The organism is Streptomyces sp. NPDC056224 (assembly GCF_042267665.1).
GTDB lineage: Bacteria > Actinomycetota > Actinomycetes > Streptomycetales > Streptomycetaceae > Streptomyces.
In genome coordinates this window covers 1-24,310 of the sequence record NZ_JBHJTK010000006.1, presented here as the reverse complement: position 1 = coordinate 24,310, position 24,310 = coordinate 1, and the positions used below count along the sequence as shown (strand labels likewise).

Annotated in this window: 25 protein-coding genes and 1 tRNA gene; 14 read left to right on the top strand and 12 right to left on the bottom strand. The window is 73.2% G+C overall.

The window, feature by feature from the left end:
- Positions 1-143: 143 nt before the first annotated feature.
- From otsB to ACFCZ1_RS10615, 3 genes are all read right to left on the bottom strand, one after another.
- Positions 144-992 (bottom strand): trehalose-phosphatase, encoded by an 849-nt coding sequence (otsB, locus tag ACFCZ1_RS10625; protein WP_376678006.1) that lies wholly within the window; start codon positions 990-992, stop codon positions 144-146.
- A 33-nt stretch (positions 993-1,025) separates the two neighbouring features.
- The gene (locus ACFCZ1_RS10620) at positions 1,026-1,262 is read right to left on the bottom strand and encodes a DUF3263 domain-containing protein (RefSeq protein WP_123079326.1); all 237 of its coding nucleotides are present in this window, start codon (positions 1,260-1,262) and stop codon (positions 1,026-1,028) included.
- Positions 1,263-1,384: 122 nt separating this feature from the next.
- Positions 1,385-2,686 (bottom strand): extracellular solute-binding protein, encoded by a 1,302-nt coding sequence (locus ACFCZ1_RS10615; protein ID WP_376678005.1) that lies wholly within the window; start codon positions 2,684-2,686, stop codon positions 1,385-1,387.
- A gap of 176 nt (positions 2,687-2,862) precedes the next feature.
- On the opposite strand from ACFCZ1_RS10615, the gene ACFCZ1_RS10610 reads away from it, so the two are divergent.
- From ACFCZ1_RS10610 to ACFCZ1_RS10600, 3 genes are all read left to right on the top strand, one after another.
- Positions 2,863-3,795, top strand: coding sequence for an ROK family protein (locus ACFCZ1_RS10610; RefSeq protein WP_376678244.1), 933 nt, complete (start codon positions 2,863-2,865; stop codon positions 3,793-3,795).
- Positions 3,795-4,958 carry an N-acetylglucosamine-6-phosphate deacetylase gene (gene nagA / locus ACFCZ1_RS10605; RefSeq protein ID WP_376678004.1) on the top strand — a complete coding sequence of 388 codons (1,164 nt, stop codon included), beginning with the start codon at positions 3,795-3,797 and terminating at the stop codon, positions 4,956-4,958. Before ACFCZ1_RS10610 ends, nagA begins: the two co-directional genes overlap by 1 nt.
- Positions 4,959-5,057: 99 nt before the next feature.
- Complete coding sequence (locus ACFCZ1_RS10600; RefSeq protein ID WP_376678003.1) at positions 5,058-5,975, top strand: 1-phosphofructokinase family hexose kinase; 918 nt, start codon at positions 5,058-5,060, stop codon at positions 5,973-5,975.
- A 12-nt stretch (positions 5,976-5,987) separates the two neighbouring features.
- Here the strand turns inward: ACFCZ1_RS10600 and ACFCZ1_RS10595 are convergent, their stop codons facing one another.
- Complete coding sequence (locus ACFCZ1_RS10595) at positions 5,988-7,025, bottom strand: CBM35 domain-containing protein (RefSeq protein WP_376678002.1); 1,038 nt, start codon at positions 7,023-7,025, stop codon at positions 5,988-5,990.
- Positions 7,026-7,093: 68 nt separating this feature from the next.
- Positions 7,094-8,827, bottom strand: coding sequence for a diguanylate cyclase CdgB (gene cdgB, locus ACFCZ1_RS10590; RefSeq protein WP_376678001.1), 1,734 nt, complete (start codon positions 8,825-8,827; stop codon positions 7,094-7,096).
- 385 nt (positions 8,828-9,212) lie between these two features.
- Between cdgB and ACFCZ1_RS10585 the strand changes: the two genes are divergently transcribed.
- Positions 9,213-9,698: a flavin reductase family protein gene (locus tag ACFCZ1_RS10585; protein ID WP_376678243.1), complete on the top strand. Its 486-nt coding sequence runs from the start codon at positions 9,213-9,215 to the stop codon at positions 9,696-9,698.
- Positions 9,699-9,762: 64 nt separating this feature from the next.
- Here the strand turns inward: ACFCZ1_RS10585 and arfB are convergent, their stop codons facing one another.
- Positions 9,763-10,188 (bottom strand): alternative ribosome rescue aminoacyl-tRNA hydrolase ArfB, encoded by a 426-nt coding sequence (gene arfB / locus ACFCZ1_RS10580; RefSeq protein WP_376678000.1) that lies wholly within the window; start codon positions 10,186-10,188, stop codon positions 9,763-9,765.
- Positions 10,189-10,345: 157 nt separating this feature from the next.
- Between arfB and ACFCZ1_RS10575 the strand changes: the two genes are divergently transcribed.
- Positions 10,346-10,921 (top strand): TerD family protein, encoded by a 576-nt coding sequence (locus tag ACFCZ1_RS10575; protein ID WP_362395804.1) that lies wholly within the window; start codon positions 10,346-10,348, stop codon positions 10,919-10,921.
- Between the two features lie 186 nt (positions 10,922-11,107).
- Here the strand turns inward: ACFCZ1_RS10575 and ACFCZ1_RS10570 are convergent, their stop codons facing one another.
- Together ACFCZ1_RS10570 and ACFCZ1_RS10565 are read right to left on the bottom strand one after the other, a co-directional pair.
- A complete protein-coding gene (locus ACFCZ1_RS10570) occupies positions 11,108-12,517 on the bottom strand; it encodes a M1 family metallopeptidase (RefSeq protein WP_376677999.1) in 1,410 nt (469 codons plus the stop codon).
- A gap of 99 nt (positions 12,518-12,616) precedes the next feature.
- Positions 12,617-13,168: a heme-binding protein gene (locus ACFCZ1_RS10565; protein ID WP_376677998.1), complete on the bottom strand. Its 552-nt coding sequence runs from the start codon at positions 13,166-13,168 to the stop codon at positions 12,617-12,619.
- Positions 13,169-13,401: 233 nt separating this feature from the next.
- Here ACFCZ1_RS10565 and ACFCZ1_RS10560 point away from each other — a divergent pair, with 233 nt between their 5' ends.
- From ACFCZ1_RS10560 to ACFCZ1_RS10550, 3 genes are read left to right on the top strand one after another with little or no spacing between them, the layout of a single operon-like run.
- Positions 13,402-14,661: a histidine kinase gene (locus tag ACFCZ1_RS10560; RefSeq protein ID WP_376677997.1), complete on the top strand. Its 1,260-nt coding sequence runs from the start codon at positions 13,402-13,404 to the stop codon at positions 14,659-14,661.
- Complete coding sequence (locus ACFCZ1_RS10555) at positions 14,658-15,278, top strand: response regulator (protein ID WP_376677996.1); 621 nt, start codon at positions 14,658-14,660, stop codon at positions 15,276-15,278. The genes ACFCZ1_RS10560 and ACFCZ1_RS10555 overlap by 4 nt, the downstream gene beginning before the upstream one ends.
- A 57-nt stretch (positions 15,279-15,335) precedes the next feature.
- On the top strand, positions 15,336-15,839 hold the full coding sequence (locus ACFCZ1_RS10550) for a hypothetical protein (RefSeq protein WP_376677995.1): 504 nt from the start codon (positions 15,336-15,338) through the stop codon (positions 15,837-15,839).
- Between the two features lie 117 nt (positions 15,840-15,956).
- Here the strand turns inward: ACFCZ1_RS10550 and ACFCZ1_RS10545 are convergent, their stop codons facing one another.
- Positions 15,957-16,631: a pentapeptide repeat-containing protein gene (locus ACFCZ1_RS10545; protein ID WP_376677994.1), complete on the bottom strand. Its 675-nt coding sequence runs from the start codon at positions 16,629-16,631 to the stop codon at positions 15,957-15,959.
- Positions 16,632-16,908: 277 nt separating this feature from the next.
- Here ACFCZ1_RS10545 and ACFCZ1_RS10540 point away from each other — a divergent pair, with 277 nt between their 5' ends.
- Both ACFCZ1_RS10540 and ACFCZ1_RS10535 read left to right on the top strand, forming a co-directional pair.
- Positions 16,909-17,421 carry a DUF6232 family protein gene (locus tag ACFCZ1_RS10540; RefSeq protein ID WP_376677993.1) on the top strand — a complete coding sequence of 171 codons (513 nt, stop codon included), beginning with the start codon at positions 16,909-16,911 and terminating at the stop codon, positions 17,419-17,421.
- The gene (locus tag ACFCZ1_RS10535; protein ID WP_376677992.1) at positions 17,418-17,783 is read left to right on the top strand and encodes a hypothetical protein; all 366 of its coding nucleotides are present in this window, start codon (positions 17,418-17,420) and stop codon (positions 17,781-17,783) included. Before ACFCZ1_RS10540 ends, ACFCZ1_RS10535 begins: the two co-directional genes overlap by 4 nt.
- Positions 17,784-17,884: 101 nt before the next feature.
- Here ACFCZ1_RS10535 and ACFCZ1_RS10530 read toward each other — a convergent pair whose 3' ends face one another.
- Entirely contained in the window at positions 17,885-18,394 is a 510-nt protein-coding gene (locus tag ACFCZ1_RS10530) for a GNAT family N-acetyltransferase (protein WP_376677991.1), read from the bottom strand.
- Positions 18,391-19,371, bottom strand: a complete 981-nt coding sequence (locus ACFCZ1_RS10525) for an aminoglycoside phosphotransferase family protein (RefSeq protein ID WP_376677990.1) — start codon at positions 19,369-19,371, stop codon at positions 18,391-18,393. Before ACFCZ1_RS10525 ends, ACFCZ1_RS10530 begins: the two co-directional genes overlap by 4 nt.
- Before the next feature lie 236 nt (positions 19,372-19,607).
- Here ACFCZ1_RS10525 and ACFCZ1_RS10520 point away from each other — a divergent pair, with 236 nt between their 5' ends.
- On the top strand, positions 19,608-20,990 hold the full coding sequence (locus tag ACFCZ1_RS10520) for an NAD(P)/FAD-dependent oxidoreductase (protein WP_376677989.1): 1,383 nt from the start codon (positions 19,608-19,610) through the stop codon (positions 20,988-20,990).
- 65 nt (positions 20,991-21,055) lie between these two features.
- Here the strand turns inward: ACFCZ1_RS10520 and ACFCZ1_RS10515 are convergent.
- Positions 21,056-21,133: transfer RNA gene (locus tag ACFCZ1_RS10515), tRNA-Thr, on the bottom strand.
- Positions 21,134-21,569: 436 nt separating this feature from the next.
- On the opposite strand from ACFCZ1_RS10515, the gene ACFCZ1_RS10510 reads away from it, so the two are divergent.
- The 3 genes from ACFCZ1_RS10510 to ACFCZ1_RS10500 all read left to right on the top strand — a co-directional run bounded on the left by ACFCZ1_RS10510 (position 21,570) and on the right by ACFCZ1_RS10500 (position 24,104).
- On the top strand, positions 21,570-22,658 hold the full coding sequence (locus ACFCZ1_RS10510) for an ABC transporter ATP-binding protein (RefSeq protein ID WP_376677988.1): 1,089 nt from the start codon (positions 21,570-21,572) through the stop codon (positions 22,656-22,658).
- Between the two features lie 202 nt (positions 22,659-22,860).
- Complete coding sequence (locus tag ACFCZ1_RS10505) at positions 22,861-23,274, top strand: hypothetical protein (protein ID WP_376677987.1); 414 nt, start codon at positions 22,861-22,863, stop codon at positions 23,272-23,274.
- 26 nt (positions 23,275-23,300) lie between these two features.
- On the top strand, positions 23,301-24,104 hold the full coding sequence (locus ACFCZ1_RS10500) for an NDP-sugar synthase (RefSeq protein WP_376677986.1): 804 nt from the start codon (positions 23,301-23,303) through the stop codon (positions 24,102-24,104).
- The last annotated feature ends 206 nt before the right edge of the window (positions 24,105-24,310 follow it).

The following is a 24,310-nucleotide window of genomic DNA, read 5'->3' as shown; positions in this document are numbered from 1 at the left end:
CCTCTGTTCTTTTTTTTGTTGGGGTGTGTGTTTTTTTTTTTTACCGCGCCCGGGGGCTCCCCCCGGCGCCCCCGGGGGGGGGGGGGGGGGGGGGGGGGGGGGGGGGCGCCCCCCCCCCCCCCCCCCGACGACGGACCCGCAGGTCAGGACCGCAGGGCCGCGGCGAGGGCGGCCAGGAAGGCCGCCACCGCGCCGGGGCCCGGCAGGACCAGGTCGGCGCGCGCGGCGAGCTCCGGGACCTCGACGGAGCCGCTGCACACCAGCAGCCCCGGCAGGCCGTCGGCCCGGCGCTTCTCGACCGCCGAGTACGCGGCCAGGTCGCCCAGGTCGTCGCCCGCGTACAGCACCGGTCCCGCGTCCGTCTCCGCGAGGAACTCCGTCAGGGCGACGCCCTTGTCCGTGCCCGGCGGCCTGAGCTCCAGCACGGCGCGGCCCGGTTCGACCATCAGCCCGTGCCGGGCGGCCAGCTCGGCCAGGGGTTCGCGGAGCGCCGCGAAGGCCGCCTCCGGGTCCTCGGCGCGGCGGGTGTGGACCGCCAGCGCCCGGCCCTTCTCCTCGATCCACGTGCCCCGCCAGGCCCCGATCGAGTCCAGGAATCCCGGCAGCTCGGCCCGTACCGCCGCCACCCCGGGGTGTTCGGCGGGGGCGTGGACGATCCCGGTGACGGCGTCCCAGCGCTCGGCCCCGTAGTGGCCGAGGACCACCAGGTGTTCCAGCCCGGGGACCCCGGCGAAGCCGCCGTAGCGGACGGCCACGCCCGCCGGCCGGCCGGTGACCACGGCCACCGAGGCCACCTCGGGGGCCAGCGCGGCCAGGGCGGGTACGGCTGCGGGGTGGGCCCGTGCCTGGTCCGGGTCCGGGACGATGTCGGCGAGGGTCCCGTCGAAGTCCAGGGCGATCACGGACCGGCGGGGTGCGCGGAGCAGGGCTTCGAGTCCCTCGCGTCCGGCTGCGGTGACGGGCATCGGCAAGTCGTGCGGATGGCTCCCCATACGGACGACCCTAACGGCCCAGCGGCGTGACGGCTATCGCCTGGCCCGCTGGGCCTCGCGGATCCGGCGCAGCCGGTTCACCGTGCCGGGGGCGTGCGCCAGCGCGCGGGGGTCGTCCATCAGCGCGTTGAGCAGCTGGTAGTAGCGGACCGGGGCCATCCCCAGCCCCTCCCGTATCGCGCGCTCCTTGGCCCCGGGCCCGGGCCACGTGCGCCCCTCGTACGCGAGCACCGCGGCCTCCGTGGCCGTCAGCTGCCCCTCGTCCGTCATACGGCCAGATTAACGCCGCCCACCGACAGGGGCCCGACCGCCCGGGGCCGTCGCGCCCCGCGGTCGTGCCCCGCGGTCGTGCCCCGCCGTCGCGCCCCCCGCCGCCGCGCCCCCGGCCCGCGTCAGTGCCTGTCGGCCGCCCGCGCCGCCCCGGCGATCTGCTCCAGCACCTGCGCCGGCTGCCCGCCCGGCTGGACCGACTTGCCGATGTTCTGCTTGATGTCCTCGCTGACGCCCGCCCAGGACTTCTTGCCGACCGGGTAGAGCCGCGAGCTCGGCAGCGCGTCCAGGAAGGTCTTCAGCTGCGGCGCGGCGCCGCCCTTTCCGGCCTGCACGGCACGGTAGCCGGTGGTGGTGACCGGGAGCAGGTCGTACTTGGTGGTGAAGGCGGTCACGTTCTCCGCCTGGTAGAGGTGGTCCAGGAACGCGCCGGCCTCCTTCGGGTGGCCGTTCTTGAAGGCCATCACCCAGTCCGCGACGCCCATCGCCGAGTGCTCGCCGCCGTCGAGGGTCGGCATGGTCACCATGCCGAACTTGACGCCCTTCCCGGCCGCCTGCTTGATCAGCGTGGGGTGGCCGTTGAGCATGCCGACCTCGCCGCGCGTGAAGGCGTCGAAGGCGTCCTGCCGGTTCGTCCTGCCCGGCTCGGCCGGCCCGGTCAGCCCCTGCCCGACCATCTTGTCCCGCAGGAACTCCAGGGCCTTGACGTTCTCGGCGGAGTCGATGGAGTACTGCTCCTCGTTGTCGGTGTAGCCGCCGCCGCCCGCGAGCATCCACATCATCGTCTCGGCCTGCGCCTCCTCGCGGCCCAGCGGCAGCGCGAAGGGCGTCTGGACGCCGGCGCCCTTGAGCTTCTTCGCGGCCGCCTCCAGCTCCGCCCAGCTCTTGGGCTGCCAGCCGTTCCTGGCGTCCTTGGCGATGACCCCGGCGTCGGCCAGGAGCTTCTCGTTGTAGAAGAGCAGCCGGGTGCTGGCCACGAAGGGCAGGCCGTACTGGACCCGCTTGACCTTGCCCGCGTCGGCGAGCGGCCCGAGGAAGTCGGCCTCGGTCTTGACGGAGAGCAGCTCGTCCGCCGTGTACAGCTTGCCCGCCTCCGCGTAGTCGGCGTAGGCGCCGATCTGAGCGATGTCGGGGGCCTTGCCCGCCTTGACCATCTCGGCGACCTTGGCGTCGACCTCCGACCAGGAGTAGACGCTGACCTCGACGTTGATCCCCGGGTTGGCCTTCTCGAAGCCGTCGGCGAGCGTCTTCCAGTACGTCGCGGACGAGTTCTGCGGATTGTCCCCGTACTCGGCCGCCACGACCCGCAGGGTCACCTCGTTGTCCCCGGTGAGTCCGCCGAGCGCCCCGCAGCCGGTCAGCGTCACCGCCGTCAGGCACAGTGCGGCGCCGGACGCGGCCAGGCTCAGGTATCGGCGCTTCACAGTTCTCGTCCACCCCTTGTTGTACGTACGATCCACGTAAGGTCTACACCACTTTGGCGGCTCGTTCACATCCGGATCCGGACCGTGGTCCCGAATTTGTATGGCCGCTCAACAATCCCCTCCAATGGACTAGACCTTTCCCCGCCGAGCACGCGAGACTGTCACCTGTGAAATCCGTGAAACACGTCATCGCCCTCGATGTGGGCGGCACCGGGATGAAGGCCGCCCTGGTCGCCGCCGACGGCACCCTGCTGCACGAGGCGCGCCGCGCCACCAGCCGCGAGCGGGGCCCCGACGCCGTCGTCGAGGCGATCCAGGACTTCGCCGCCGAGCTCCTCGACATCGGCCGGGAGCAGTTCGCACAGCCCGCCTCGGCCGCCGGGGTCGCCGTCCCCGGCATCGTCGACGCCGAGAACGGGATCGCCGTCTACGCGGCGAACCTCGGCTGGCGCGACGTACCGATGCGCGCCCTGCTCGGCCGGCGCCTCGGCGGCATCCCGGTCGCCCTCGGCCACGACGTGCGCACCGGCGGACTCGCCGAGGGCCGCATCGGCGCGGGCCGCGGAGCCGACCGCTTCCTGTTCGTGCCGCTGGGCACCGGCATCGCCGGAGCCATCGGCATCGGCGGCCGCATCGAGGCCGGCGCCCACGGCTACGCGGGCGAGATCGGCCACATCGTGGTCCGCCCCGGCGGCCCGGCCTGCGGCTGCGGCCAGCACGGCTGCCTGGAGACCCTCGCCTCCGCCTCCGCCGTCAGCCGCGCCTGGGCGGCCGCCTGCGGCGACCCCAGCGCCGACGCCGCGGACTGCGCCGGGGCCGTCGAATCCGGGGACGCGCGCGCCGAGGAGGTGTGGCTGGCCGCCGTCGGCGCCCTCGCAGACGGGCTGGTCACCGCCATCACCTTGCTGGACCCGCGCACCCTGATCATCGGTGGCGGGCTCGCCGAGGCCGGGGAAACCTTGTTCACACCACTACGGACGGCCGTGGAGGAGCGCGTGACGTTCCAGCGGCTCCCCCACATCGTTCCGGCGGCCCTCGGGGACACCGCCGGATGCCTGGGCGCAGGGCTGCTCGCCTGGGACCTACTCGCCACGGAGGTACCTGCCTGATGTCCGGAAGCGCGCACAGCACTGTTCTCTCCGGCGCCAGGGTGGTGCTGCCCACCGGAACCGTGGCCAACGGACGGGTCATCGTCGACGGTGACCGCATCGCCGGCAGCGCCCGGGAGGACGTGCGGGTCGTGGACCTGTCCGGGCACTGGATCGTCCCCGGCTTCGTCGACATGCACAACCACGGAGGCGGCGGCGCCTCGTTCACCTCCGGCACCGCCGAGGAGGTCCTGACGGGCGTCCGCACCCACCGCGAGCACGGCACCACCACCCTGGTCGCCTCCACCGTCACCGGGGACCTGGACGAACTGGCCCGGCGGGCCGGGCTGCTGGCCGAGCTGACCCAGCAGGGCGAGATCGCGGGCATCCACTTCGAGGGGCCGTTCATCAACGCCTGCCGCAAGGGCGCGCACAAGGAGGAGCTGCTGCGCGACCCCGACCCGGCCGAGGTCCGCAAGCTCGTCGACGCCGCGCACGGCGCCGCCCGGATGTTCACCCTCGCCACCGAACTGCCGGGCGGCCTGGACTCCGTACGGCTGCTGGCCGAGCACGGGGTCATCGCCGCGGTCGGCCACACGGACTCCACGTACGACCAGACGCGCCAGGCCATCGACGCGGGCGCGACCGTGGCCACCCACCTCTTCAACGCGATGCCCGGCCTCGCCCACCGCGCCCCCGGCCCGATCGCGGCGCTGCTGGAGGACGAGCGGGTCACCGTCGAGCTGATCAACGACGGCACGCACCTGCACCCCGCCATGCTGGAGCTGGCGTTCCACCACGCGGGCGCCCACCGGGTCGCGCTGATCACCGACGCGATGGACGCGGCGGGCTTCGGCGACGGGACCTACCACCTCGGCCCGCTGGAGGTCGAGGTCAAGGAGGGCGTGGCCCGCCTCGTGGAGGGCGGCTCCATCGCAGGTTCGACCCTGACCCTGGACACCGCCTTCAGGCGCTCGGTCACCGTCGACAGGCTGCCGGTGGAGTCCGTGGTCCAGGCGATCTCCGCCAACCCGGCCAAGCTGCTCGGTCTGTACGACGAGATCGGCTCGCTGGAGCCCGGCAAGTACGCCGACCTGGTCGTCCTGGACGCCGGGTTCGACCTCAAGGGGGTCATGCGGCGCGGCGAATGGGTCGTCAGCCCGGCCCCCGGGGCGGGTTCCTGACGGCCAACCGGCTGTACGGAGGAGGGCGGCCGCCCCCAGGACTGGGCCGACCGCCTTCTCTTTGGCATGATCCCGGCAGCAACAGACCCGGGGGTGCCCATGATCCTGACCGTCACGCTCAACACCGCGCTCGACGTGACCTACCGCGTGCCGCGGCTGCTCCCGCACGCCTCGCACCGGGTCGCCGCGGTGGGCGAGCGCCCCGGCGGCAAGGGGATCAACGTGGCCCGCGTACTGGCCGCCCTCGGCCACGAGGTGACGGCCACCGGCTTCGCGGGCGGCCCGGTCGGCGCCGTCGTACGGGAACTGCTCGCGCAGTCCCCGGGCGTGGTGGACGCCCTGGTCCCCTGCGCGGGCACCACGCGCCGCACGCTGGCCGTGGCCGACGACGCCTCCGGCGACACCACTCAGTTCAACGAGCCGGGCCCGCAGATCACCCCCGCGGAGTGGGCGGGCTTCCTGGCCCGCTACGAGGCCCTGCTGGCCGGAGCCCGCGCCGTGGCCCTGTGCGGCAGCCTCCCGCCCGGCGTGCCGGTGGGCGCGTACGCGGTGCTCGTGCGGACCGCCCGCGCGGCCGGGGTCCCGGTGCTCCTGGACACCAGCGGCGAGGCCCTGCGCCGCGGCGTCGCCGCCCGCCCCGAGATGATCAAGCCGAACGCCGCCGAGCTGGCCGAGCTGACCGGATCGCGCGAGCCGCTCCCCGCCACCCGCGACGCCCGCCGCCGGGGCGCCCACGCGGTGATCACCTCGCTCGGCCCGGCCGGCCTGCTGGCCGCCACCCCCGAGGGCACGTGGCAGGCCGCCCCGCCCCGCGCCCTGACCGGCAACCCCACGGGCGCCGGCGACTCCGCGGTCGCGGGCCTGCTCTCGGGCCTGACGGAGGGCCTGGACTGGCCCGAGCGCCTCGCCCGCGCGGTCGCCCTCTCGGCGGCCACGGTGCACGCCCCGGCGGCGGGAGAGTTCGACCCCCGCACCTACGAGGAGGTACGGGGGTCGGTGAAGGTGACGGCCGGCTAGGGCCTCACCGCCCTACCCCTTTTCGAGCCAGAGCTGGTCGAGGTTCACGTCGCACTGGTTGCCGGCCTCGCACGAGATCCTGATCGTGTTCGAGCCCTGCTTGAGCTGCACCAGCGAGTACGTGTTGGTCCAGCCCTTGGCCCAGTCGCCCTCGGCGGCCTTCGAGAAGTTCTTCATGTTGATCGGCCGGGTCTGCACCTCGCCGTTGATGGTCAGCGTGGTGTTGGCGTCCTTGCCCGGCACCCCGTAGGTCATCTTCAGCTTGTACTGGCCCGCCTTGGGGACGTCCAGCGTCCATGTGGCCGCCGCACCCAGCTGGTTCAGGCCGCCCACGTACTGGCCGCCCGCGCTCTTGGCGCCCGGCACCGTGTTCTGCAGCAGCGCGCCGCCCGTCAGGGACATGCCGGCGCCGGCGAAGTCCGCCTTCGGCAGCTCGGCCTCCGTCGGCTGCGGGGAGCCGCTCGGGGGCGGGCTCGACGGGTTCTGCGGGGCGGCCGACTGCTGGTTGCCGCCCGCCGCGTTGCCGCCCTTCTTGTCCTTGTCGCCGCCGCCGAAGGCGAGGGCCGCGCCGATGCCGATCGCGACCGCGGCGACCACCGCGACGGCCGCGATGAGCAGACCCTTGCGGCCGGAGCCGCCACCGCCGCCGTGGCCGCCGTGCCCGCCCGAGTGCGCGATCGTCTGCGTCTGCTGCGGGGACTGCTGCGGCGGAACGCCGTAGCCGCCCGCCTGGAGCGCCTCGGGAGCCTGGTACTGCGCCTGGTAGGGCGGCTGCTGTGCGGCACCCTGCTGCTGGGGGAGGGGGCCGCGCTGGCCGCCGCCGTTCCTGCGCTCGCCGACCGTCCGCACCTGGTGGTGCGAGGTACGGGGAACACCCGGCTGCGCACCGGAAGGACCGCCTGCCCCGGGCCCCGGGTAGCCGTATCCACCGCCCGACGTGGGCGGGGCGGCTCCGGCCGCCTGGCCGTCCGCGTAGAGATAGCCGAACGGATCGTCGTCCTCGGGCTTGTTCGCCCCACCGTGCGGGCCGTTGTTCGCGGGCGTCGTCATCGCAGGTCACTCCTTTCGACCCCCGGGAGCCTACCCCGAACAGGTGCACCCACGGGCGCCCGATCGCCTCAGCCCGCCCGGCGGTGCGCCTTGGAGCGGGACCTCTTCTCGATGTACATCCGCTGGTCGGCCGAGCGCAGCACCTCGTCCGCCGACATGCCGCAGCTGGCCCAGCCGATGCCGAAACTGGCTCCGACACGCACCGCGCGGCCGTCGACCCGGATCGGCGGGATGATCGCGTTGCGCAGCCGGACGGCGAGGTCGGCGGCGTCCGCCGCGCCCAGGCCGTCGGCAAGGACGACGAACTCGTCGCCACCCAGTCGGGCGACGGTGTCACCGTCCCTGACGCCCGTCGTCAGCCGCCGGGCCACCTCGATCAGGACCGCGTCACCCGTGTGGTGCCCGAACCGGTCGTTGATCGACTTGAAGCCGTCGAGGTCGCAGAAGAGCACCGCGAGCCCCTTCGTGCCGTCGTCGACGTCCGTCGTCGGCGCCACGGTGTGCACGTGGTGGTCGTAGGGGCCGTCCGCCTGGGCGGGCAGCGTCCCGGCGTAGTCGAGCGGGTCGGCCCCCGGGAACCGGTCGGGGCCGTCTGCCTGAAAGCGGTGCTCACCGGCACCACCCGCCTCGCCCCGTACCTCGTACCCGTCGCCGTGCCCGGGATGCGCCTCGCGCCCCTCGTAGGCCGCGTCCAGGGCCTCCACGGCGGTGGCCCGGACGGACTGCGGCCTGCGGCACAGCCGGGCGCCGAGCCGGGAGCGCAGCTCGGCGCTGTTGGGCAGACCGGTCAGCGAGTCGTGGCTGGCGCGGTGGGCGAGCTGGAGCTCGTGCCGCTTGCGCTCCTCGATGTCCTCGACGTGCGTGAGCAGGAACCGCGGGCCGTCGGCGGCGTCGGCGACGACGGAGTTGCGCAGGGAGACCCAGACGTACGTGCCGTCGCGCCGGCCCAGGCGCAGCTCTGCGCGGCCCCCCTCGGCGGAGGTCCGCAGCAGGGTGCCGATGTCCTCGGGGTGGACGAGGTCGGAGAACGAATAGCGGCGCAGGACCGACGCCGGGCGGCCCAGCAGCCGGCACAGCGCGTCGTTGGTCCGCAGCAGCCGGCCGTGCTGGTCCCCGCCCATCTCGGCGATGGCCATGCCGCTGGGCGCGTACTCGAAGGCCTGGCGGAACGACTCTTCACTGGCCCGCAACGCCTGCTGCTCGCGCTCCAGCCGGACCAGGGCGCGCTGCATGTTCGCGCGGAGCCTGGCATTGCTGATCGCAATCGCCGCCTGGAAGGCGTACATCTGGAGCGCCTCGCGGCCCCAGGCGCCGGGCCGGCGGCCGTTGCGCGGTCTGTCCACGGAAATGACACCCAGAAGTTCCCCGCCAGACGCATACATCGGCGCATAGAGCCGGTCCTCGGGGTGCCACTCGTCCTCGAAGCGCGGCTCGGGGCCCTCCGTGTGCCACTGGGGGACGTCGTCCTCCATGAGGACCCAGCCCTCGGTGTGCGGGATGAAGCGCAGGCCGTCCCAGTTCTCACCCATCGTCAGACGGCGTTCCCAGGAACTGCGGGAGCCGACGCGGCCGGTGATGAGGGCCTCCGCGGCGGGGTCCCCGGCGAAGGCGGCGACGACCAGATCACCGTCGGGCCGGACGAGGTTGACACAGGCGAGTTCGTAGCCGAGGCCCACGACGATGCCGTCCACGACGGTCTGCAGGGTGTCCGCCAGGCTCCTGGCCGTATTGAGCTGGGCCACCACCCGGTGCAGCTGCCGCAGGGTCGCAAGACGGACGTACGGCTCCGACTCGGTCTCCATTGCTCGCTCTCCCCGAGACCTCGACAGCAACTCCAGGTTTGTCATCGGCGTTTCGTTGCGGTGTCCCGTCCACTGAATCACAGTGAGCTGTGCGGCAGGTACACAGGGTCAACAAATCTTGCTCTCTGTGACTCAAGTCACACGAGATGATTAACGGCGCACCGCGGGGCATATGCCACAGGGGCCGCCCCCCTCTCATTCCCGGGAGCAAACGATACGCCGGGGCCTAGGCCGAGGGGCGGGGACGCGACTCGGACCAGGGCCCGATGTGCGCGCGGAAGGGCGGGATTAGCGTTCGAGCGTGCTGAAGACGATCCCCGTAACCACCCCGCCCCATGCCAGCCCCCATGCTGAGGGGGTGAGCAACGACGAGTTCCGGGCAGCCATGTCCCGGCTGGCGGCGGGCGTGTGTCTGATCACCGCGCACGAGACCCCCCTGACGGCGGACGGCCCGCGCGGCGAGGACGTCGGCATGACGGCGACCGCCTTCATGTCCGTCTCCGTGGACCCGCCCCTGGTCCTGGTGAGCCTGCGCGAGGGCTCCCGGATGGACGACCTGCTCGCGGAGCAGCCGCTGTGGGCGGTCTCGCTCCTCGCCGACCACCAGCTCCAGGTCGCCGGCCGCTTCGCCATGAAGGGCCGGATCAGCGACCGGCTGCTCTTCGCGGACCTCCCGTACGTGCGCGGCGAGGTGTCGGGCGCCCCGCTGCTGAGCGGCGCCCTGGCCACCCTCGAATGCCGTACGGAGAACCGCGTCGAGGCGGGCGACCACACCCTGGTGATCGGCCGCGTCCTGGCCGCCGGCCTGCCCTCCCCGGACGGACAGCCGCTGACGTACTTCCGCGGCCGCTACCGCCACCTGGGCCAGTAGCCCCGCCCGGCGCGGCCCCGGGTCCGCCGCGAGGTCCCGACCCGGGGCCCGCGCAGGGGCGGCGCTACCAATCCCGGCCGGTCCGGCCCCGCTTGGTCTCGGCCCGCGCCTTCTTCTCCCGCAGCCGTCGCTCGTTGATCCCCCGCGGGATCTTCGTCGCCCGGCGCGGCTTCGGCGGCGGCGCGGTCGCCTCGGCCAGCAGCGACGCCAGCCGGACCAGTGCCATCTCGCGATTGCGGAACTGCGAGCGGTGCTCGGAGGCCCGTACGGTCACCACCCCGTCGACGAGGCGGGAGGCGAGCCGCTCCAGCGCCCGCGCCTTCCACACCTCGGGCAGCGCGTTCGTCGCCGCCAGGTCGAAGAGCAGTTCCACGCGGGAGTCCGAGGTGTTCACGTGCTGGCCGCCCGGGCCGGAGGACCGCGAAAAACGCCAGGCGAGCTCGCCCTCGGGGAGCACGACCGAACCGCGGATGACATGGGGACCAGACATGCGTCCTATGATCCGTGCCCGCCCCCGCCCCGTCACCCTCATTTCCGTCACCCGCATTTTTCACACGGGAACCTGCCGGGCCTCTCGTGGCGTTATAGGGGCGAGCGGTAATTTGACCGCCTGCACATGCATGTCGGATGAGGAAAGGGACATTCCCATGGCTGTCAGCCTGTCCAAGGGCGGCAACGTCTCGCTCACGAAGGAGGCCCCCGGCCTCGCTGCCGTCACGGTCGGCCTCGGCTGGGACGTCCGTACGACGACCGGTGTCGACTTCGACCTCGACGCCTCGGCCATCGCCGTGAACGCGACGGGCAAGGTCGTCTCCGACGGCCACTTCGTCTTCTTCAACAACAAGTCCACCCCGGACCAGACCATCGTCCACACCGGTGACAACCGCACCGGCGAGGGCGCGGGCGACGACGAGGCCATCAACGTCAACCTCGCCGGCCTCCCGGCCGACGTGGACAAGATCGTCTTCCCGGTCTCCATCTACGACGCCGAGGCCCGCAGCCAGAACTTCGGCCAGGTCCGCAACGCGTACATCCGCGTCGTGAACCAGGCCGGCGGCGCCGAGATCGCACGCTACGACCTCTCCGAGGACGCGGCGACCGAGACCGCCATGGTCTTCGGCGAGCTCTACCGCAACGGCGCCGAGTGGAAGTTCCGCGCGGTCGGCCAGGGCTACGCCTCGGGCCTCACCGGCATCGCGCAGGACTTCGGCGTCAACGTCTGAGTCCCGCCCCGCGGCGGAGCGCACCACCGCGGCCGAAGCCCCCTCCCGTCCGGGGAGGGGGCTTCGCCGTCGCCGCCCGCTCGGTTGATCGCCCGGCAGGCCACGAGGCCGGAGCCGGTACGGCCCGGAGCCCGGGCCCCGGGCCCCGTAAGGCAGCAAGGCGGCAAGGCGGCAAGGCGGCAGGGCCTACTCGGGGCGGCCCGTCCCGTACAGCCACACGTCCCAGACCTTCTTCAGGTCGTGCCCGGTCTTCTCCTGCGCGTAGGCGGTGAAGTCGGCCGTATTCACGTTGCCGTGCCGGTGGTCGGCCGCCCAGCCGCGCAGCAGGGCGAAGAACTTCTCGTCGCCCACTTCCTGGCGGATCCGGTGCAGCACCATCGCACCGCGCACGTACACCGGCCTCGCGGAGATGTCCTCGGGCCCGGGCGGGGCGGCCGGCGGGAAGGCGTCCCAGCCGGAGCCCGCGTCCTCGTCGACGTCCGTGTCACCGGCCAGGAACGCGTCGAACTCCTGCTGCGCGGTGGTCCCGGCGTGGTCCTCGGCCCACAGCCACTCCGCGTACGTCGCGAAGCTCTCGTTGAGCCACATGTCCTTCCAGGACTTGGGCGACACCGAGTTGCCGAACCACTGGTGGGCTAGCTCGTGCACCAGGGTCTCCTCGTCGGTCGCGCCGGGGAAGACGGGCTTGGTCTGGGTCTCCAGCGCATAGCCGAGGGTCCCGGCGGGCAGCACGACCGCCCCCGCCGTACCGAAGGGGTACGGACCGAACCGGCCGACGCCCCACTCCACCATCTCGGGCAGCCGCGCGAGGACCCCCGCGCTCGCCGCCGCCTCGCCGGGCGCCACCGCGTTGTACACCGCGACCCCCGACGGGGTCCGCCCGGTCGCCACCCGGTACTTGCCGACGACGGCGGTCGCCAGATAGCTCGCCATCGGCTCCGGGCTGTGCCACGCGAACACGGTCCGCCCGTCGGCGCCGGTGGTCCGCGAGCGCAATTCGCCGTTCGACACGGCCTCGTAGCCCTGCGGCACCGTGATCGTGATGTCGTACGCGGCCTTGTCGCTGGGGTGGTGGTTGCCCGGGAACCAGGTCATCGAACCCACCGGCTCGCCGACGCCCACCGCGCCGTCGTCCGTGGTGATCCAGCCCTCCTTGGCACCGTCCGCGTCGGTGAGGGCCTTCGGCCTGCCGGAGTAGTCGACCTCCGTGACGAAGACCTCGCCCTTCTCCAGGTCCTCGGCCGGGCGCACGGTCAGCTCGTTTCCGGTCCGGTTGTACCGGGCCCCGGCGCCCTGCACCGTCACGCCCTCGACGCTCAGACCGCTGAGGTCGAGGTTGAAGGAGCTGAGCCCCTGCTCGGCGCGGGCGGTGATCACCGCCGTGCCGTGCAGCCGGCCGTCGGCAGGGTCGTAGTCCAGGTCCAGGTCGTAGTGGTCGACCTGGTAGCCGCCGTTGCCGGCCTTGGGGAAGTAGGGGTCGCGCAGCCCCGACGCACCCGGCCGCCCCTGCACGGTGCCGTCCGTACACCCCGTGGTGAGGGCGAGCAGGACGGCGGCGGCGGGGGCGGCGAGGCGGTGAAGAGCGCGGTGTTCCACGCGCTCGATCCTAGTGATGCGGCCGGCGGGGTCCCCCGGGTCGCGGCCCCCGGCACGGCAAACCCTTCCGGCCACAGCACTGGGCGGGCGGGGTCCCGCCTACTTGGCGAGGGCGTCGGCGCCGGCCTTGGCGAACTTCTCGTCCAGGTCGCCGCTCGGGGCGCCGGCCACGCCGATGCCGGCGACCGGAGCGCCGCCCGCCTGGACCGGGGTACCCCCGCCGAGGAAGAGGGTGCCGGGGATGTCCTTCAGGTTCGGGGTCTGGGCGAGGCGGCCCGCGAGCACCGAGGTCGGGGCGTTCCAGGACACGGCGGTGAAGGCCTTGCGCTGCGCCGACTCGTAGGACTGCGGGCCCGCGCCGTCGCCGCGGAGGGTGACGACGGTGTTGCCGTTGCGGTCCACGACCGCGACCGTCACCTTCTGGTTCTCGTTCTGGGCGGCCTGGAGCGCGGCCTGGGCGGCGCGGGTGGCTGCGTCGATGGTGAGGTGCGTCGAGGTGGTGAAGTTCTTGTCGGCCGGCTCGTCCTTCTTCGAGGAGGCGGCGGCCGGAGCGGCGGCGGGGGTGGCGCTGGCGCTGACGGCGCCGAAGGTCCCGGCGCCGAGCGCGACGACGAGGGCGGTGCCGGTGAGAACGCGGGTGCGGGTGTTCATCTCTGCTCCTGAGGACGGTGACGCGGTGACTGCTCCAAGCCTGTCCCCGGACCCCCTTCCGTCCCGTCGGCGTACCGGCTCCCACCGCCTACCGCAGCGGCTGACGCCGGGGTCATCCGATCGGTCGATGCGCACCGCCGCCACGACCGTATTGGCTGGTCACGCCCACCGGGCCGGCCAGCCCTGAGTGCGAGCCGCAGGTGCGCGGCGCAGGTCCGGGGCAGGTCCAGGGCATGTCCGGGACGCAGGTCCGGGACGCAGGTCCGGGACGCAGCCCCGCCGACGGCGCCGCAGGCAACAATGGACACAAGGCCCGAGCCCAGGAGCACCCCGTGACCCCCGCAACGCCACGCGACACCCGAACGCTGGCCACGGTCGCGCACACCGCGTTCTTCCTGCTCCTCGGCGCCTCCCTGGCCCGCTTCCTCCTGCGCCACCCGGGCGAACCCCGCACCCCGTGGGTCATCGCCCTCAGCATCACGCTGGCCCTCCTCTACGTGCTCGGCCCCGCGGTCGGCGCCGCCCCCACCGCCCGGCGGACCCTCTGGCTCGGGCTGATCGTCAGCACCTGGGTGGTCCTGGTCGTCCTGGCGCCGAGCTTCGCCTGGTGCGCCGTACCGCTCTTCTTCACCGCCCTGCGCACCCTGCCCCCGCGCGCCGCGGTCGTCCTCGTCGCCCTGCTCACCGGCTTCGTGGTGATCGCCCAGCTGAAGCTGGCCGGGTCCTTCGACCCCAACCTGCTCCTCGCCCCGCCCGCCGTCGCCGCCCTCGCCACGGCCGTCTTCGTCCACATGGAGCGCCAGGCCCAGGCCCAGGGCGCGCTGATCGACGACCTGATCCGCACCCGCCGGGAACTGGCCGCCACCGAACGCCGCGAGGGCACCCTCGCCGAACGCCAGCGGCTGTCCATGGAGATCCACGACACCCTCGCCCAGAACCTCTCCAGCCAGCAGATGCTCCTCCAGGCCGCCGACCGCACCTGGGACAGCGACCCCGCCACGGCCCGCGCGCACGTCCGTACCGCCACCGGCATCGCCGCCCGGGGCCTCGCCGAGGCCCGCCGCCTGGTCCACGACCTGGCCCCGGCCGAACTCGCGGACGGCGCCGGCCTCGCCGACGCCCTGCGCGCCCTGGACGCCGGCCCGGACATCGAGGTCCGCTTCCACCTCGAAGGCACCCCGGCCGCGCTGCCCGACCGGGTCCAGTCCGCCCTGCTGCGCATAGCCCAGGGCGCACTGGCCAACGTCCGCGAACACTCCGGCGCCCGGACGGCCGCGCTCACCCTGAGCTTCCTCGGCGACCAAGTGGTCCTGGACATCGCCGACGACGGCCACGGCTTCCCCCGGACCCGGGGCGAAGCCGGGGACCGCGGCCACGGCCTCCCCGCCATGCGCGCCCGCGTACGCCAGCTCGGCGGCACCCTGACCGTCGAATCCACGCCGGGCGAGGGCACCGTCCTCTCCGCGGCCGTCCCCCTGGAGCCCACCGGATGACGACGATCCTGCTCTGCGACGACCACGTGGTGGTCCGCGCCGGACTCCTGGCCCTCCTCGGCAGCGAGCCCGACATCGAGGTCCTCGGCGAGGCGGGCAGCGGCGAGGAGGCCGTGGCGCTGGCCGCGAAGCTGCTCCCCGACGTGGTCCTCATGGACCTCCAGCTCGGCGAGGGCATCGACGGGGTCGAGGCCACCCGCCGCATCACCGCCCTCCCCCGGCCCCCGCACGTACTGGTCCTCACCACCTACGACACGGACGCGGACATCACCCGCGCCATCGGCGCGGGCGCGACGGGCTACCTCCTCAAGGCGGAACGCCCCGAGGAGCTCTTCGCCGCGATCCACTCGGCCGCCCAGGGCCGCACCACCCTCTCCCCGCCCGTGGCCAGCCGCGTCATGGCCCACATGCGCGGCACCCGCCCCACGCTGACCGACCGTGAACTGGACATCCTCGGCCAGCTGGCCCGCGGCCTCGGCAACCGCGACATCGCCCGCGCCCTCTTCATCAGCGAGGCCACCGTCAAGACCCACCTGGGCCGCATCTACGACAAGCTCGGCGTCGACACCCGCGCGGGCGCCGTCGCCGTGGCGAAGGAACAGCGCCTCCTGCCCTGACCGGCGGGGGAACACCAGAGGTCGGGACACACCCGTACCCGTGACACCATCGGGTACGTGCTCGACATCGGCTATTCCCTCTCCCGGCGCTTCCCCGACCCCCCGCAGACCGACTACCGCTCGGCGGACGTCCACAGCCTGCGTCACGACCTGTTCTGCGGGGACGTCTACCTCGCCGACACCGTCACGGACCGGGAAGTGTCCACAGCCTGGGGATGGGTGCCCGTCCTGGACTTCGCCTGGGCCCTGTGCGACATCGTCGAGCAGCTCGACCAGGACCCGCGCGGCAACCGCTCGGCCAACCGCCAGTACGCCGAACTCGACTTCACCGAGTCCACCGACCGGATGCTCTTCGAGCGCCGCTTCGGCTGGGTCGACGTCGAGGCCGACTGGATGCCGGGCGACGAGGAGCCGCTGACCTTCAGCCACCGCCTGCTGCGCCGCGAGGCCCGTGACTTCCTGCACGACCTGATCGCCGACCTCGTCGACATGCACGACGGCCTCGCCGACAACCCCGCCATCTGGATGCTCCAGTCCCGCTTCCCCCGCGTCCCGGCCTGACCCCTGCGGGCCGCGGCGCCGCTCCCGGGTGGGCCCGGCGGGCTCCCGGGTGGGCCCGGCGGGATTGATGGGGGCGGCACCGCTGCCGGGGGCCTCCGCAGGGATCCGCCGGCCCCGCTACGCGATCACCCGCACCCCCAGCTGCGCGGCGAGGGCGGGGGCCAGCTCGAACAGCTGCCCCGGGCTGATCACGGCCCCGGCCAGCGCCTCCACCCCCCGGGCGATCTCCAGCACGGCCGCGGGCCGCAGATCCACATCCGTCATCCGCGCCCCGCTGAAATCCACCCCCCGCAGCGCACAGTCCCGGAACTCCACCCGCTCCAGCACCGCGCCCGCGAAGTCCGGCTCCACGAGCACGCACCCCTCGAAGACCACGTCGCGCAGCCGCGCCTGCCGCAGGTTCAGGTAGTCGATCTTGCCGCCCCGGACCACCACACGCTCCAGCACCGCGCCGTGCACCTGCACCCCGCCCAGCCGCGCGTCCACCAGCTCCACGTCCCGCAGCGAAGCCCCCGACAGGTCGGTCCCCACCCCCCGGACCCCCTCCAGCACCGAGTCCAGGATCCGCGCCTTCACCAGCCCCGCCTCGTCCAGCGCGCACCTGCGCACCGCGCAGTCCATGAACCGGGCTCCGCCCCCCGCCTGCCCCGTCAGGTCCAGGTCCGCGAACTCCAGCCCGTCGTAGTCCCCGTCCGGCTCCAGCCCGCCCCCCTGCCACACCGCCAGCTCCGGCAGCCGCACCTCCGGCCGCCGCGCCGCCTTCACCGTCTCCTGCTGCCCTTTGCGCGCCATGCGCCCATCGTGACGCAGACCACTGACAGGTACCGGCGGCACCGGCGGGGCCGGCAGCACCGCCGCCGCCCGCCCGCGCGCGCCCCGCCGTCCAGCACCGCCCCCGGCCGAAGCCGCGGCCGCCCACCGCGCCCAGGAGCGCGCCACGGCCGGCAGGGCCTCCTGGAGCCCCTAAGGGTCACCCCGGAAATTCCCCGGCTCTTCGCCAATTGCGCTTGCTGAGAGCCCAATTGACGTGGATCGCGTGCGCTACGACGGGCATTCAGGGGGAGACTAAATGGCCAGGCGTGAGGTCATCCAGGTGCGCGTCAGCAAGAGAGTGCTCTGGATAGGCGGCGAGGCGTACCCGCTGCAGAACATCGCCCGCGCGACGACGTGGCGGATCGACCCCGCGCGCGGGCAGGCGGTGGGCCGCTTCATCAAGTCCATGCTGACCCTGGGGATCGTGACGGCCATCGCGGTCGTCGTGTTCCAGGGCGTGGCCAGCGACGGGTTGAAGAACGGCGTGACCTTCGCCGCACTGGCGCTCGCCGCGCTGTTCCTCTACCGACTGGTCTCCGTCCTGACCACGCGGACGTACTACGCGCTGGTCATCGAGACCGCCGGAACCCCCCGCACCCTGCTCGCGAGCGGGGACCAGCAGGAGGTGCAGCAGCTCGTCCTCGACATCATGGACGCCATCGACGACCCGCTGGCCGACTTCAGCAGGCCGGTGAACACCTACAACATCGGCCAGATCGGTGACAACTACACCGCCTCCGGCAGCGGCGGCGTCGGGAGGATCGGATGAACGGCAACGAGCCCGTCCACATCGGCCACATCGGCCGGATCGGCCGGATCGGCGACACCTACAACGCCTCCGGCCCCGGCAGCATCGGCCGGATCCAGAACACCTACCAGGGCGCGCAGGACCCGCAGGCCGTCTTCGAGGACATGATCCGGGCGATCCAGACGCTGCGCGGCCAGGTCTCGGACGAGGACCGCCAGGTCATCGACGAGTCCCTGGAAACCATCCGCCAGGGCGGCAACGCCGCGCCCGGCGCTTTCCGCCGAGCGCTCGGCGCCGTCACCGGCGTCGCCGCGCTCGTCGGCGAGGTCGGCGCCCCCGTGGCCGAGGCGGTCCGCCGCGTCCTGGCCCTGCTCGCCGGCTAGCCGGCGGATAGCCGGCGAGGGCGTGTTGCGAGGTTCCGCCCGGGCCGCGACGCCTGGCACGGCACCAGACGCCGCGGACCACGCCCTTCGGGCTCCCGGCGCTACTTCCGCAGCACGCCCTGACGCCGGTCCTCCCCGCCGTCCGAGCCCAGCTCCGCCAGCGGCCCGTCCGTCAACCGGTACACCGACCACTCGTCCTGCGGCCGCGCGCCCAAGGCCTCGTAGAACGCGATCGTCGGCGCGTTCCAGTTCAGCACCGCCCACTCCAGGCGCCCGTAACCGCGCTCCACGCAGATCCGCGCCAACTCCCTCAGCAGCGCCTTGCCGTAACCGCCTCCGCGCGCGCCCGGCCGTACGTACAGGTCCTCCAGGTAGATCCCGTGCACCCCGCGCCACGTCGAGAAGCTGAGGAACCACAACGAGAATCCGACGACCTCCCCGTCGGGCGACTCCGCGATGTGCGCGAACGCCGCGGGCCGCTCCCCGAACAGCGCCTCGCGCAGCTGTTCCTCGGTCGCCCGTGCCTCGTCGGGCACCTTCTCGTACTCCGCGAGCTCACGGATCATCGCGCGGATGACGGGAACATCGGTGACTTGAGCGCTTCGAATCATCCCCGCACCCTAGAGCCGGCCGCCGTACGCCGTCCCAGCAGCACCTCGGCCAGAGCCAGTTGCTCCTCCTGGAGCCGCCCCTCCCCGTCCTCCACGTCCCACAGGCAGTTCTGCAGCACCCGCCCCAGCGTCCACGCCCGCGCCCGCTCGCGGTCCAGGCCCAGCGCCTCCGTCAGCAGGTCGAACCGCCACCGCACCTCGGACACCGCGAAGTTGTTGCCGATGGCGGGCAGCAGGTCGAAGCCCGGGTCCCCGGCCAGCGGCTTCGGATCGATCGCCAGCCACGTCTCCCGCCCGCCGCCGCCGTCATCGCCGCCGTCATCGCCGTCATCGCCGGCACGGTCGCCGACGCCCAGCACGTTGTCGTAGTGCAGGTCCCAGTGCAGCAAACGGTCCCCGGGCTCCCCCGCCACCTCGGCCACCGCCGCCGCGCAGTCCCGCACCACCCGCCGGTCCCGTACGTCGTCCAGCCGCGCCAGCGCCCCGGGCACCGCATCGAGCATCCCGGCGGCCATCCCGCCGAGCCCGCGCAGCCCTGCCGGAGCCCGCACCGCGGTCAGCCGGGCCAGCAGGTCCGCGACGATGCGGACCGCCTCACGGGAGTCCCGCTCCGCGACCGCCGACAGGGGCCGCCCCGCGTCGAGCCGCTCCAGCAGCATCGCCCCCGTCTCCCCGTCGTGCTCCAGCAGCCGTACGGCGCCCGCCCCGTCCCACGCGCGCAGCGCGACCGGCTCGCCCGCGCTCTCCTCGTCCACCAGCTGCAGCTTCAGCACGGCCGGCGTGCCGTCCGGACGCTCCACCGGCAGCACCAGAGCCGTCACCCCGTGCATCCCCGGCCCCGTGCGCCTCAGTTCCCACCGCTCCAGGAGCCGGCCAGCCAGCGCGGGCAGCCCGGCGACGAACTCCCGCCCCGCCGCCCCGTTGAACCTGGCCTGCGCATCGGCCAGGGCCACCGGTACCTCCACCGCGTCCGCCATATCCCCGAGGCTACGACGGCCGCCGCACCCGCCCCCGCTGCGTTCCGCCACCGCGCGCCCTGCCCCGCGTACGCCCGCCACGAACCGGACTTCTCACCCGGAACGCACCAGAACGCCCCACCGCCCTACGGCCCCCGCCGCCCCGCCCACATCGGCCATCCGGCCTGGAAACACACCCCGAAGCACGACAACCAGTCCCTGGACACCCGTCCGAAACGGGGTGTAGCAACTCCCCCATGACGATCAACGGCGGCATCTCCTTCTGGTACGCGACCGACCACACCGCCCCGGCCACCCCACCCCGCGCACCCCTCACCGCCGACGCCACGGCCGACGTCGTCATCGTGGGCGGCGGCTACACCGGCCTGTGGACCGCCTACTACCTCAAGACATCCGCGCCCGACCTCCGCGTCACCGTCCTGGAGCAGAAGTTCTGCGGCTACGGGGCCTCCGGCCGCAACGGCGGCTGGCTCTACAACGGCATCGCCGGCCGCGACCGCTACGCCGCGCTCCACGGCCACCAGGCCGCCCTCCGCCTCCAGCGCGCCATGAACGACACCGTCACCGAGGTGATCGACACCGCCGCCAAGGAAGGCATCGACGCCGACATCCACCGCGGCGGCGTCCTCGAAGTCGCCCGCACCCCCGCCCAGCTCACCCGCCTCAAGGCGTTCCACGCAGCCGAACTCTCCTTCGGCGAGACCGACCGCGAGCTCTACGACGCCACCGACACCCGTGCCCGCATCGACGTGGCCGACGCCGTCGGCTCCACCTGGACCCCGCACGGCGCCCGCATCCACCCCCTGAAACTGGCCAAGGGCCTGGCCGCGGCCTGCGAGCGCCTGGGCGTGGTGATCCACGAATCCACCCCGGTCACGGACGTCTCCCCCCGCAAGGCGGTCACCCCGTACGGGACGGTCCGCGCCCCGTACGTCCTGCGCTGCACGGAGGGGTTCACCGCCGGCCTCAAGGGCCAGAAGCGGGCGTGGCTCCCGATGAACTCCTCGATGATCGTGACGGCCCCGATCCCGGAGTCGACCTGGAAGCAGCTGGCCTGGTCCGACTCGTCGCTCCTGGGCGACATGGCCCACGCCTACATGTACGCCCAGCGCACCGCCGACGGCCGCATCGCGATCGGCGGCCGCGGGGTCCCGTACCGCTTCGGCTCCCGCACGGACCATGACGGCCGCACCCAGCCGGCCACCATCGACTCCCTGCGCGACCTCCTCTTCTCCTTCTTCCCGGCCCTCACCGGCACGGAGATCACCCACGCGTGGTCGGGCGTCCTCGGCGTCCCGCGCGACTGGTGCGCCACCGTCACCCTGGACGCCACCACGGGGCTGGGCTGGGCGGGCGGCTACGTCGGCTCGGGCGTGGCCACCACCAACCTCGCCGGCCGGACCCTGCGCGACCTGGTCCTCGGCGACTCCACGGACCTGACCACCCTCCCGTGGGTGGGGCACCGCGTCCGCCGCTGGGAGCCGGAACCGTTCCGCTGGCTCGGGGTCCAGGCCCTCTACGCCGCCTACCGCGAGGCGGACCGCCGCGAAACCCTCACCCACCGACCGACGACGACCCCCCTGGCCCGCCTGGCCGACCGCGTCTCGGGCCGCCACTGACCCACCGCCGCCGACCCATGGGGAAGGCCCCGGGTGAACACCCGGGGCCTTCCCCATTCCTGCAGTGGAGCCCCCTGTCGGATTCGAACCGACGACCTACGCATTACAAGTGCGTTGCTCTGGCCGGACTGAGCTAAGGAGGCACAACACCACCCGCGAACCCACCGCGAGCGGAGCCGCCATCACTCTACACAGGGGCCGATTCCCCGAGCCATCGCATTGAAGCCGCCACCCTTGACCACCTGGCGCGCACGTTCGCCGGACGCACGGGTGTGCCGCTCCGAGCCGCTCCGAGGGCCCCCGGAACGCCCCGCCACCACACCTCGAAGAGGTCGTCGGCGCCGTCCGCGCCGCCACAGGTGCCGCAGGTGCCGCAGGTGCCGCAGGTGCCGCAGGTGCCGCAGGTGCCGCAGGTGCCGGCGGCGATCACGGAAGCAGCCGGGTTGCACAATCGGGATGCCAGGGGTGCTGACAGGAGGCCCCGCGACGGGTAGCGTCGGGCGGAGTCCAGTGACCTGGACTAGACCTTCCACTCGGATCGTCCGGCACGTTCCTGCCGGTAGAAGGGATTCATCACCCATGGCTTCTGTCACTTTCGACAAGGCGACCCGGCTGTACCCCGGCGGCGACAAGCCCGCCGTCGACCAGTTGGAGCTGGAGATCGAGGACGGCGAGTTCCTCGTCCTCGTCGGTCCGTCCGGCTGCGGCAAGTCCACCTCGCTGCGCATGCTCGCCGGCCTGGAGGACGTCAACGGCGGCGCCATCCGCATCGGCGACCGCGACGTCACGCACCTGCCGCCCAAGGACCGGGACATCGCGATGGTGTTCCAGAACTACGCGCTCTACCCGCACATGTCCGTCGCCGACAACATGGGCTTCGCGCTCAAGATCGCCGGTGAGGACAAGGCCACCATTCGCAAGAAGGTGGAGGACGCGGCGAAGATGCTGGACCTCACCCAGTACCTCGACCGCAAGCCGAAGGCGCTCTCCGGCGGCCAGCGCCAGCGCGTCGCCATGGGCCGCGCCATCGTGCGCAAGCCGCAGGTGTTCCTCATGGACGAGCCGCTGTCGAACCTCGACGCCAAGCTCCGCGTCTCCACCCGTACGCAGATCGCGGCGCTCCAGCGCGACCTGGGCATCACCACCGTCTACGTCACCCACGACCAGGTCGAGGCCATGACCATGGGCGACCGCGTGGCCGTGCTCAAGGACGGGCTGCTCCAGCAGGTCGACTCCCCGCGCAACATGTACGACCGCCCGGCGAACCTGTTCGTCGCGGGCTTCATCGGCTCCCCGGCCATGAACCTGGTCGAGGTCCCGATCACCGACGGTGGCGTGAAGTTCGGCGACAGCGTGGTCCCGGTGTCGCGCGAGGCGCTGTCCGCCGCTGCCGACGCGGGCGACCGTACCGTCACGGTGGGCGTGCGCCCGGAGCACTTCGACATCGCCGAGTCCGGCGGTCTGACGATCGTCGTGAACGTCGTCGAGGAGCTCGGCGCCGACGGGTACGTGTACGGATCGGCGACCTCGGCCGCGGGCTCGCAGGACCTCGTGGTCCGCGTGGGCGGCCGCCAGGTGCCCGAGAAGGGTTCGACCCTGCACGTGGTGCCGCGGGCCGGCGAGATCCACGTGTTCTCGACCTCCTCCGGCGAGCGGCTCTCCGGCTGACACCGCCCGGACGGTGAAACGGTGAGAAGGGGCGTCCCGTCGGGCGCCCCTTCTCCGTGTCGTGCCGCCGCCGTGCGCAACCCCGGCAGACCGGCCGTTGCGCCCCGCCCGTCAACCCGCAATTCGAAAAGCCACGTCGAAACGTCCCTCGTCAGAGTGACCGAATGTCGCTGGATCCTCACCGAGCGCTACTCTCGCCCTCGTGACCCACACTGCCCGCCGTATCGGCCGTTCCCTCGCCCTGGTCCTGCCCGTCGTCCTGGTCCTGTCCGGGACCCTCGCGGTCACCATGGTCCCCTGGGCGGACACGTCCCCCTCCCAGATCCTCACCGCCTCCGCCGAGGACGTGTCCGTCCCCGCGAAGCCGCGCGCGGCGCAGGACGTGCTGCGCGACAAGCTCGTCGGCGAGATCCAGCAGGGGCAGGAGCCGGGTGACGTCCTGACCCACCTCCAGCAGGAGGTGGACAAGCGGCCGTCGCTGGCCGCCCATTGCGTGGGCATCGCGCGGGCGCTGGGGCGGGCGGCCGTGGACGCGTACGGTCCGACGAAGGCCCAGTCCTTCGCCCGGCCCGTGTGCGACACCGCGTACGCGACCGGCGTCGCCTCCATGGGCTGAGCCGCCGCGTCCCTACGCTGGCCGGCATGACCGACGCCGAACCCGCGCCTCCCTCAAGCCGCTCCGCCCGCTCCGCCCGCTCCACCCGATCCGCTCCTCCCGCAGCCGCGTTCCCCGCAGCCCCCTCCCAGGCAGTCGTCCTGGCGGGCGGCCAGGGGTCGCGGCTGCGGCCGTATACGGACGACCGCCCCAAGCCGATGGTCGAGATCCCGGGGACGGGGCTGCCGATCATCGGCCACCAGCTGGCCTGGCTGGCCTCGGAGGGCGTCACGGACGCCGTGGTCTCGTGCGGGCATCTCGCCGGTGTGCTCCAGGAGTGGCTGGCGGAGGCGGTGTTGCCGCTGCGCGTGACGACGGTGGTGGAGGAGGAGCCGCTCGGGCGGGGCGGCGGCCTGAAGCATGCGGCGCGCCACCTCCCGCACCCGGACGGGGCCTGGTACGCGACGAACGGGGACATCTGGACCCGTTTCTCGCTGCGCGAGATGGCCGCGTTCCACGCGGAGCGCGGCGCGGTGGCGACGCTCGCGCTGGCCCGGCCGCGGATTCCGTGGGGGGTGGTGGAGACGAACGAGTTCGGGCAGGTCCTGGACTTCATCGAGGCTCCGCCGTCGCCCTATCCGGTCAATGCCGGCGTGTACGTCTTCGGGCCCGAATTCGCCGCGCTGCTCCCCGACTTGGGGGACCACGAGCGGACCACGTTCCCGCGGCTGGCGCGCGAGCGCCGCCTGGCGGGCTTCCCGCTGCCCCAGGGGGCCTACTGGCGGGCGATCGACACGGCGAAGGACCTGACCGAGGCAGCAAGGGAGTTGGCGGCGCAGACGGGCCCCTGAGGCCCTTCGCCGCCGCCCCCGTCCGTACGGTGCTCCGCGCGCCCGGAACGCGCGGAGGGGCGGCCGGAACGCGCGGAGGGGCCCGGCACGCACGGAGGGGCCCGGCACGCACGGAGGGGCCCGGCACGCACGGAGGGGCCCGGCACGCACGGAGGGGCCCGGCACGCACGGAGGGGCCCGGCACGCACGGAGGGGCCCGGCACGCA

What these genes read in the sequence shown, in the direction of transcription:
- otsB (WP_376678006.1), bottom strand. Translation starts at nt 992, where the DNA reads ATGGGGAGCCATCCGCACGACTTGCCGATGCCCGTCACCGCAGCCGGA.
- ACFCZ1_RS10620 (WP_123079326.1), bottom strand. Translation starts at nt 1,262, where the DNA reads ATGACGGACGAGGGGCAGCTGACGGCCACGGAGGCCGCGGTGCTCGCG.
- nagA (WP_376678004.1), top strand. Translation starts at nt 3,795, where the DNA reads ATGTCCGGAAGCGCGCACAGCACTGTTCTCTCCGGCGCCAGGGTGGTG.
- ACFCZ1_RS10600 (WP_376678003.1), top strand. Translation starts at nt 5,058, where the DNA reads ATGATCCTGACCGTCACGCTCAACACCGCGCTCGACGTGACCTACCGC.
- ACFCZ1_RS10595 (WP_376678002.1), bottom strand. Translation starts at nt 7,025, where the DNA reads ATGACGACGCCCGCGAACAACGGCCCGCACGGTGGGGCGAACAAGCCC.
- cdgB (WP_376678001.1), bottom strand. Translation starts at nt 8,827, where the DNA reads ATGGAGACCGAGTCGGAGCCGTACGTCCGTCTTGCGACCCTGCGGCAG.
- ACFCZ1_RS10585 (WP_376678243.1), top strand. Translation starts at nt 9,213, where the DNA reads ATGTCCCGGCTGGCGGCGGGCGTGTGTCTGATCACCGCGCACGAGACC.
- arfB (WP_376678000.1), bottom strand. Translation starts at nt 10,188, where the DNA reads ATGTCTGGTCCCCATGTCATCCGCGGTTCGGTCGTGCTCCCCGAGGGC.
- ACFCZ1_RS10575 (WP_362395804.1), top strand. Translation starts at nt 10,346, where the DNA reads ATGGCTGTCAGCCTGTCCAAGGGCGGCAACGTCTCGCTCACGAAGGAG.
- ACFCZ1_RS10565 (WP_376677998.1), bottom strand. Translation starts at nt 13,168, where the DNA reads ATGAACACCCGCACCCGCGTTCTCACCGGCACCGCCCTCGTCGTCGCG.
- ACFCZ1_RS10560 (WP_376677997.1), top strand. Translation starts at nt 13,402, where the DNA reads ATGTCCGGGACGCAGGTCCGGGACGCAGGTCCGGGACGCAGCCCCGCC.
- ACFCZ1_RS10555 (WP_376677996.1), top strand. Translation starts at nt 14,658, where the DNA reads ATGACGACGATCCTGCTCTGCGACGACCACGTGGTGGTCCGCGCCGGA.
- ACFCZ1_RS10545 (WP_376677994.1), bottom strand. Translation starts at nt 16,631, where the DNA reads ATGGCGCGCAAAGGGCAGCAGGAGACGGTGAAGGCGGCGCGGCGGCCG.
- ACFCZ1_RS10540 (WP_376677993.1), top strand. Translation starts at nt 16,909, where the DNA reads ATGGCCAGGCGTGAGGTCATCCAGGTGCGCGTCAGCAAGAGAGTGCTC.
- ACFCZ1_RS10535 (WP_376677992.1), top strand. Translation starts at nt 17,418, where the DNA reads ATGAACGGCAACGAGCCCGTCCACATCGGCCACATCGGCCGGATCGGC.
- ACFCZ1_RS10530 (WP_376677991.1), bottom strand. Translation starts at nt 18,394, where the DNA reads ATGATTCGAAGCGCTCAAGTCACCGATGTTCCCGTCATCCGCGCGATG.
- ACFCZ1_RS10525 (WP_376677990.1), bottom strand. Translation starts at nt 19,371, where the DNA reads ATGGCGGACGCGGTGGAGGTACCGGTGGCCCTGGCCGATGCGCAGGCC.
- ACFCZ1_RS10520 (WP_376677989.1), top strand. Translation starts at nt 19,608, where the DNA reads ATGACGATCAACGGCGGCATCTCCTTCTGGTACGCGACCGACCACACC.
- ACFCZ1_RS10510 (WP_376677988.1), top strand. Translation starts at nt 21,570, where the DNA reads ATGGCTTCTGTCACTTTCGACAAGGCGACCCGGCTGTACCCCGGCGGC.
- ACFCZ1_RS10500 (WP_376677986.1), top strand. Translation starts at nt 23,301, where the DNA reads ATGACCGACGCCGAACCCGCGCCTCCCTCAAGCCGCTCCGCCCGCTCC.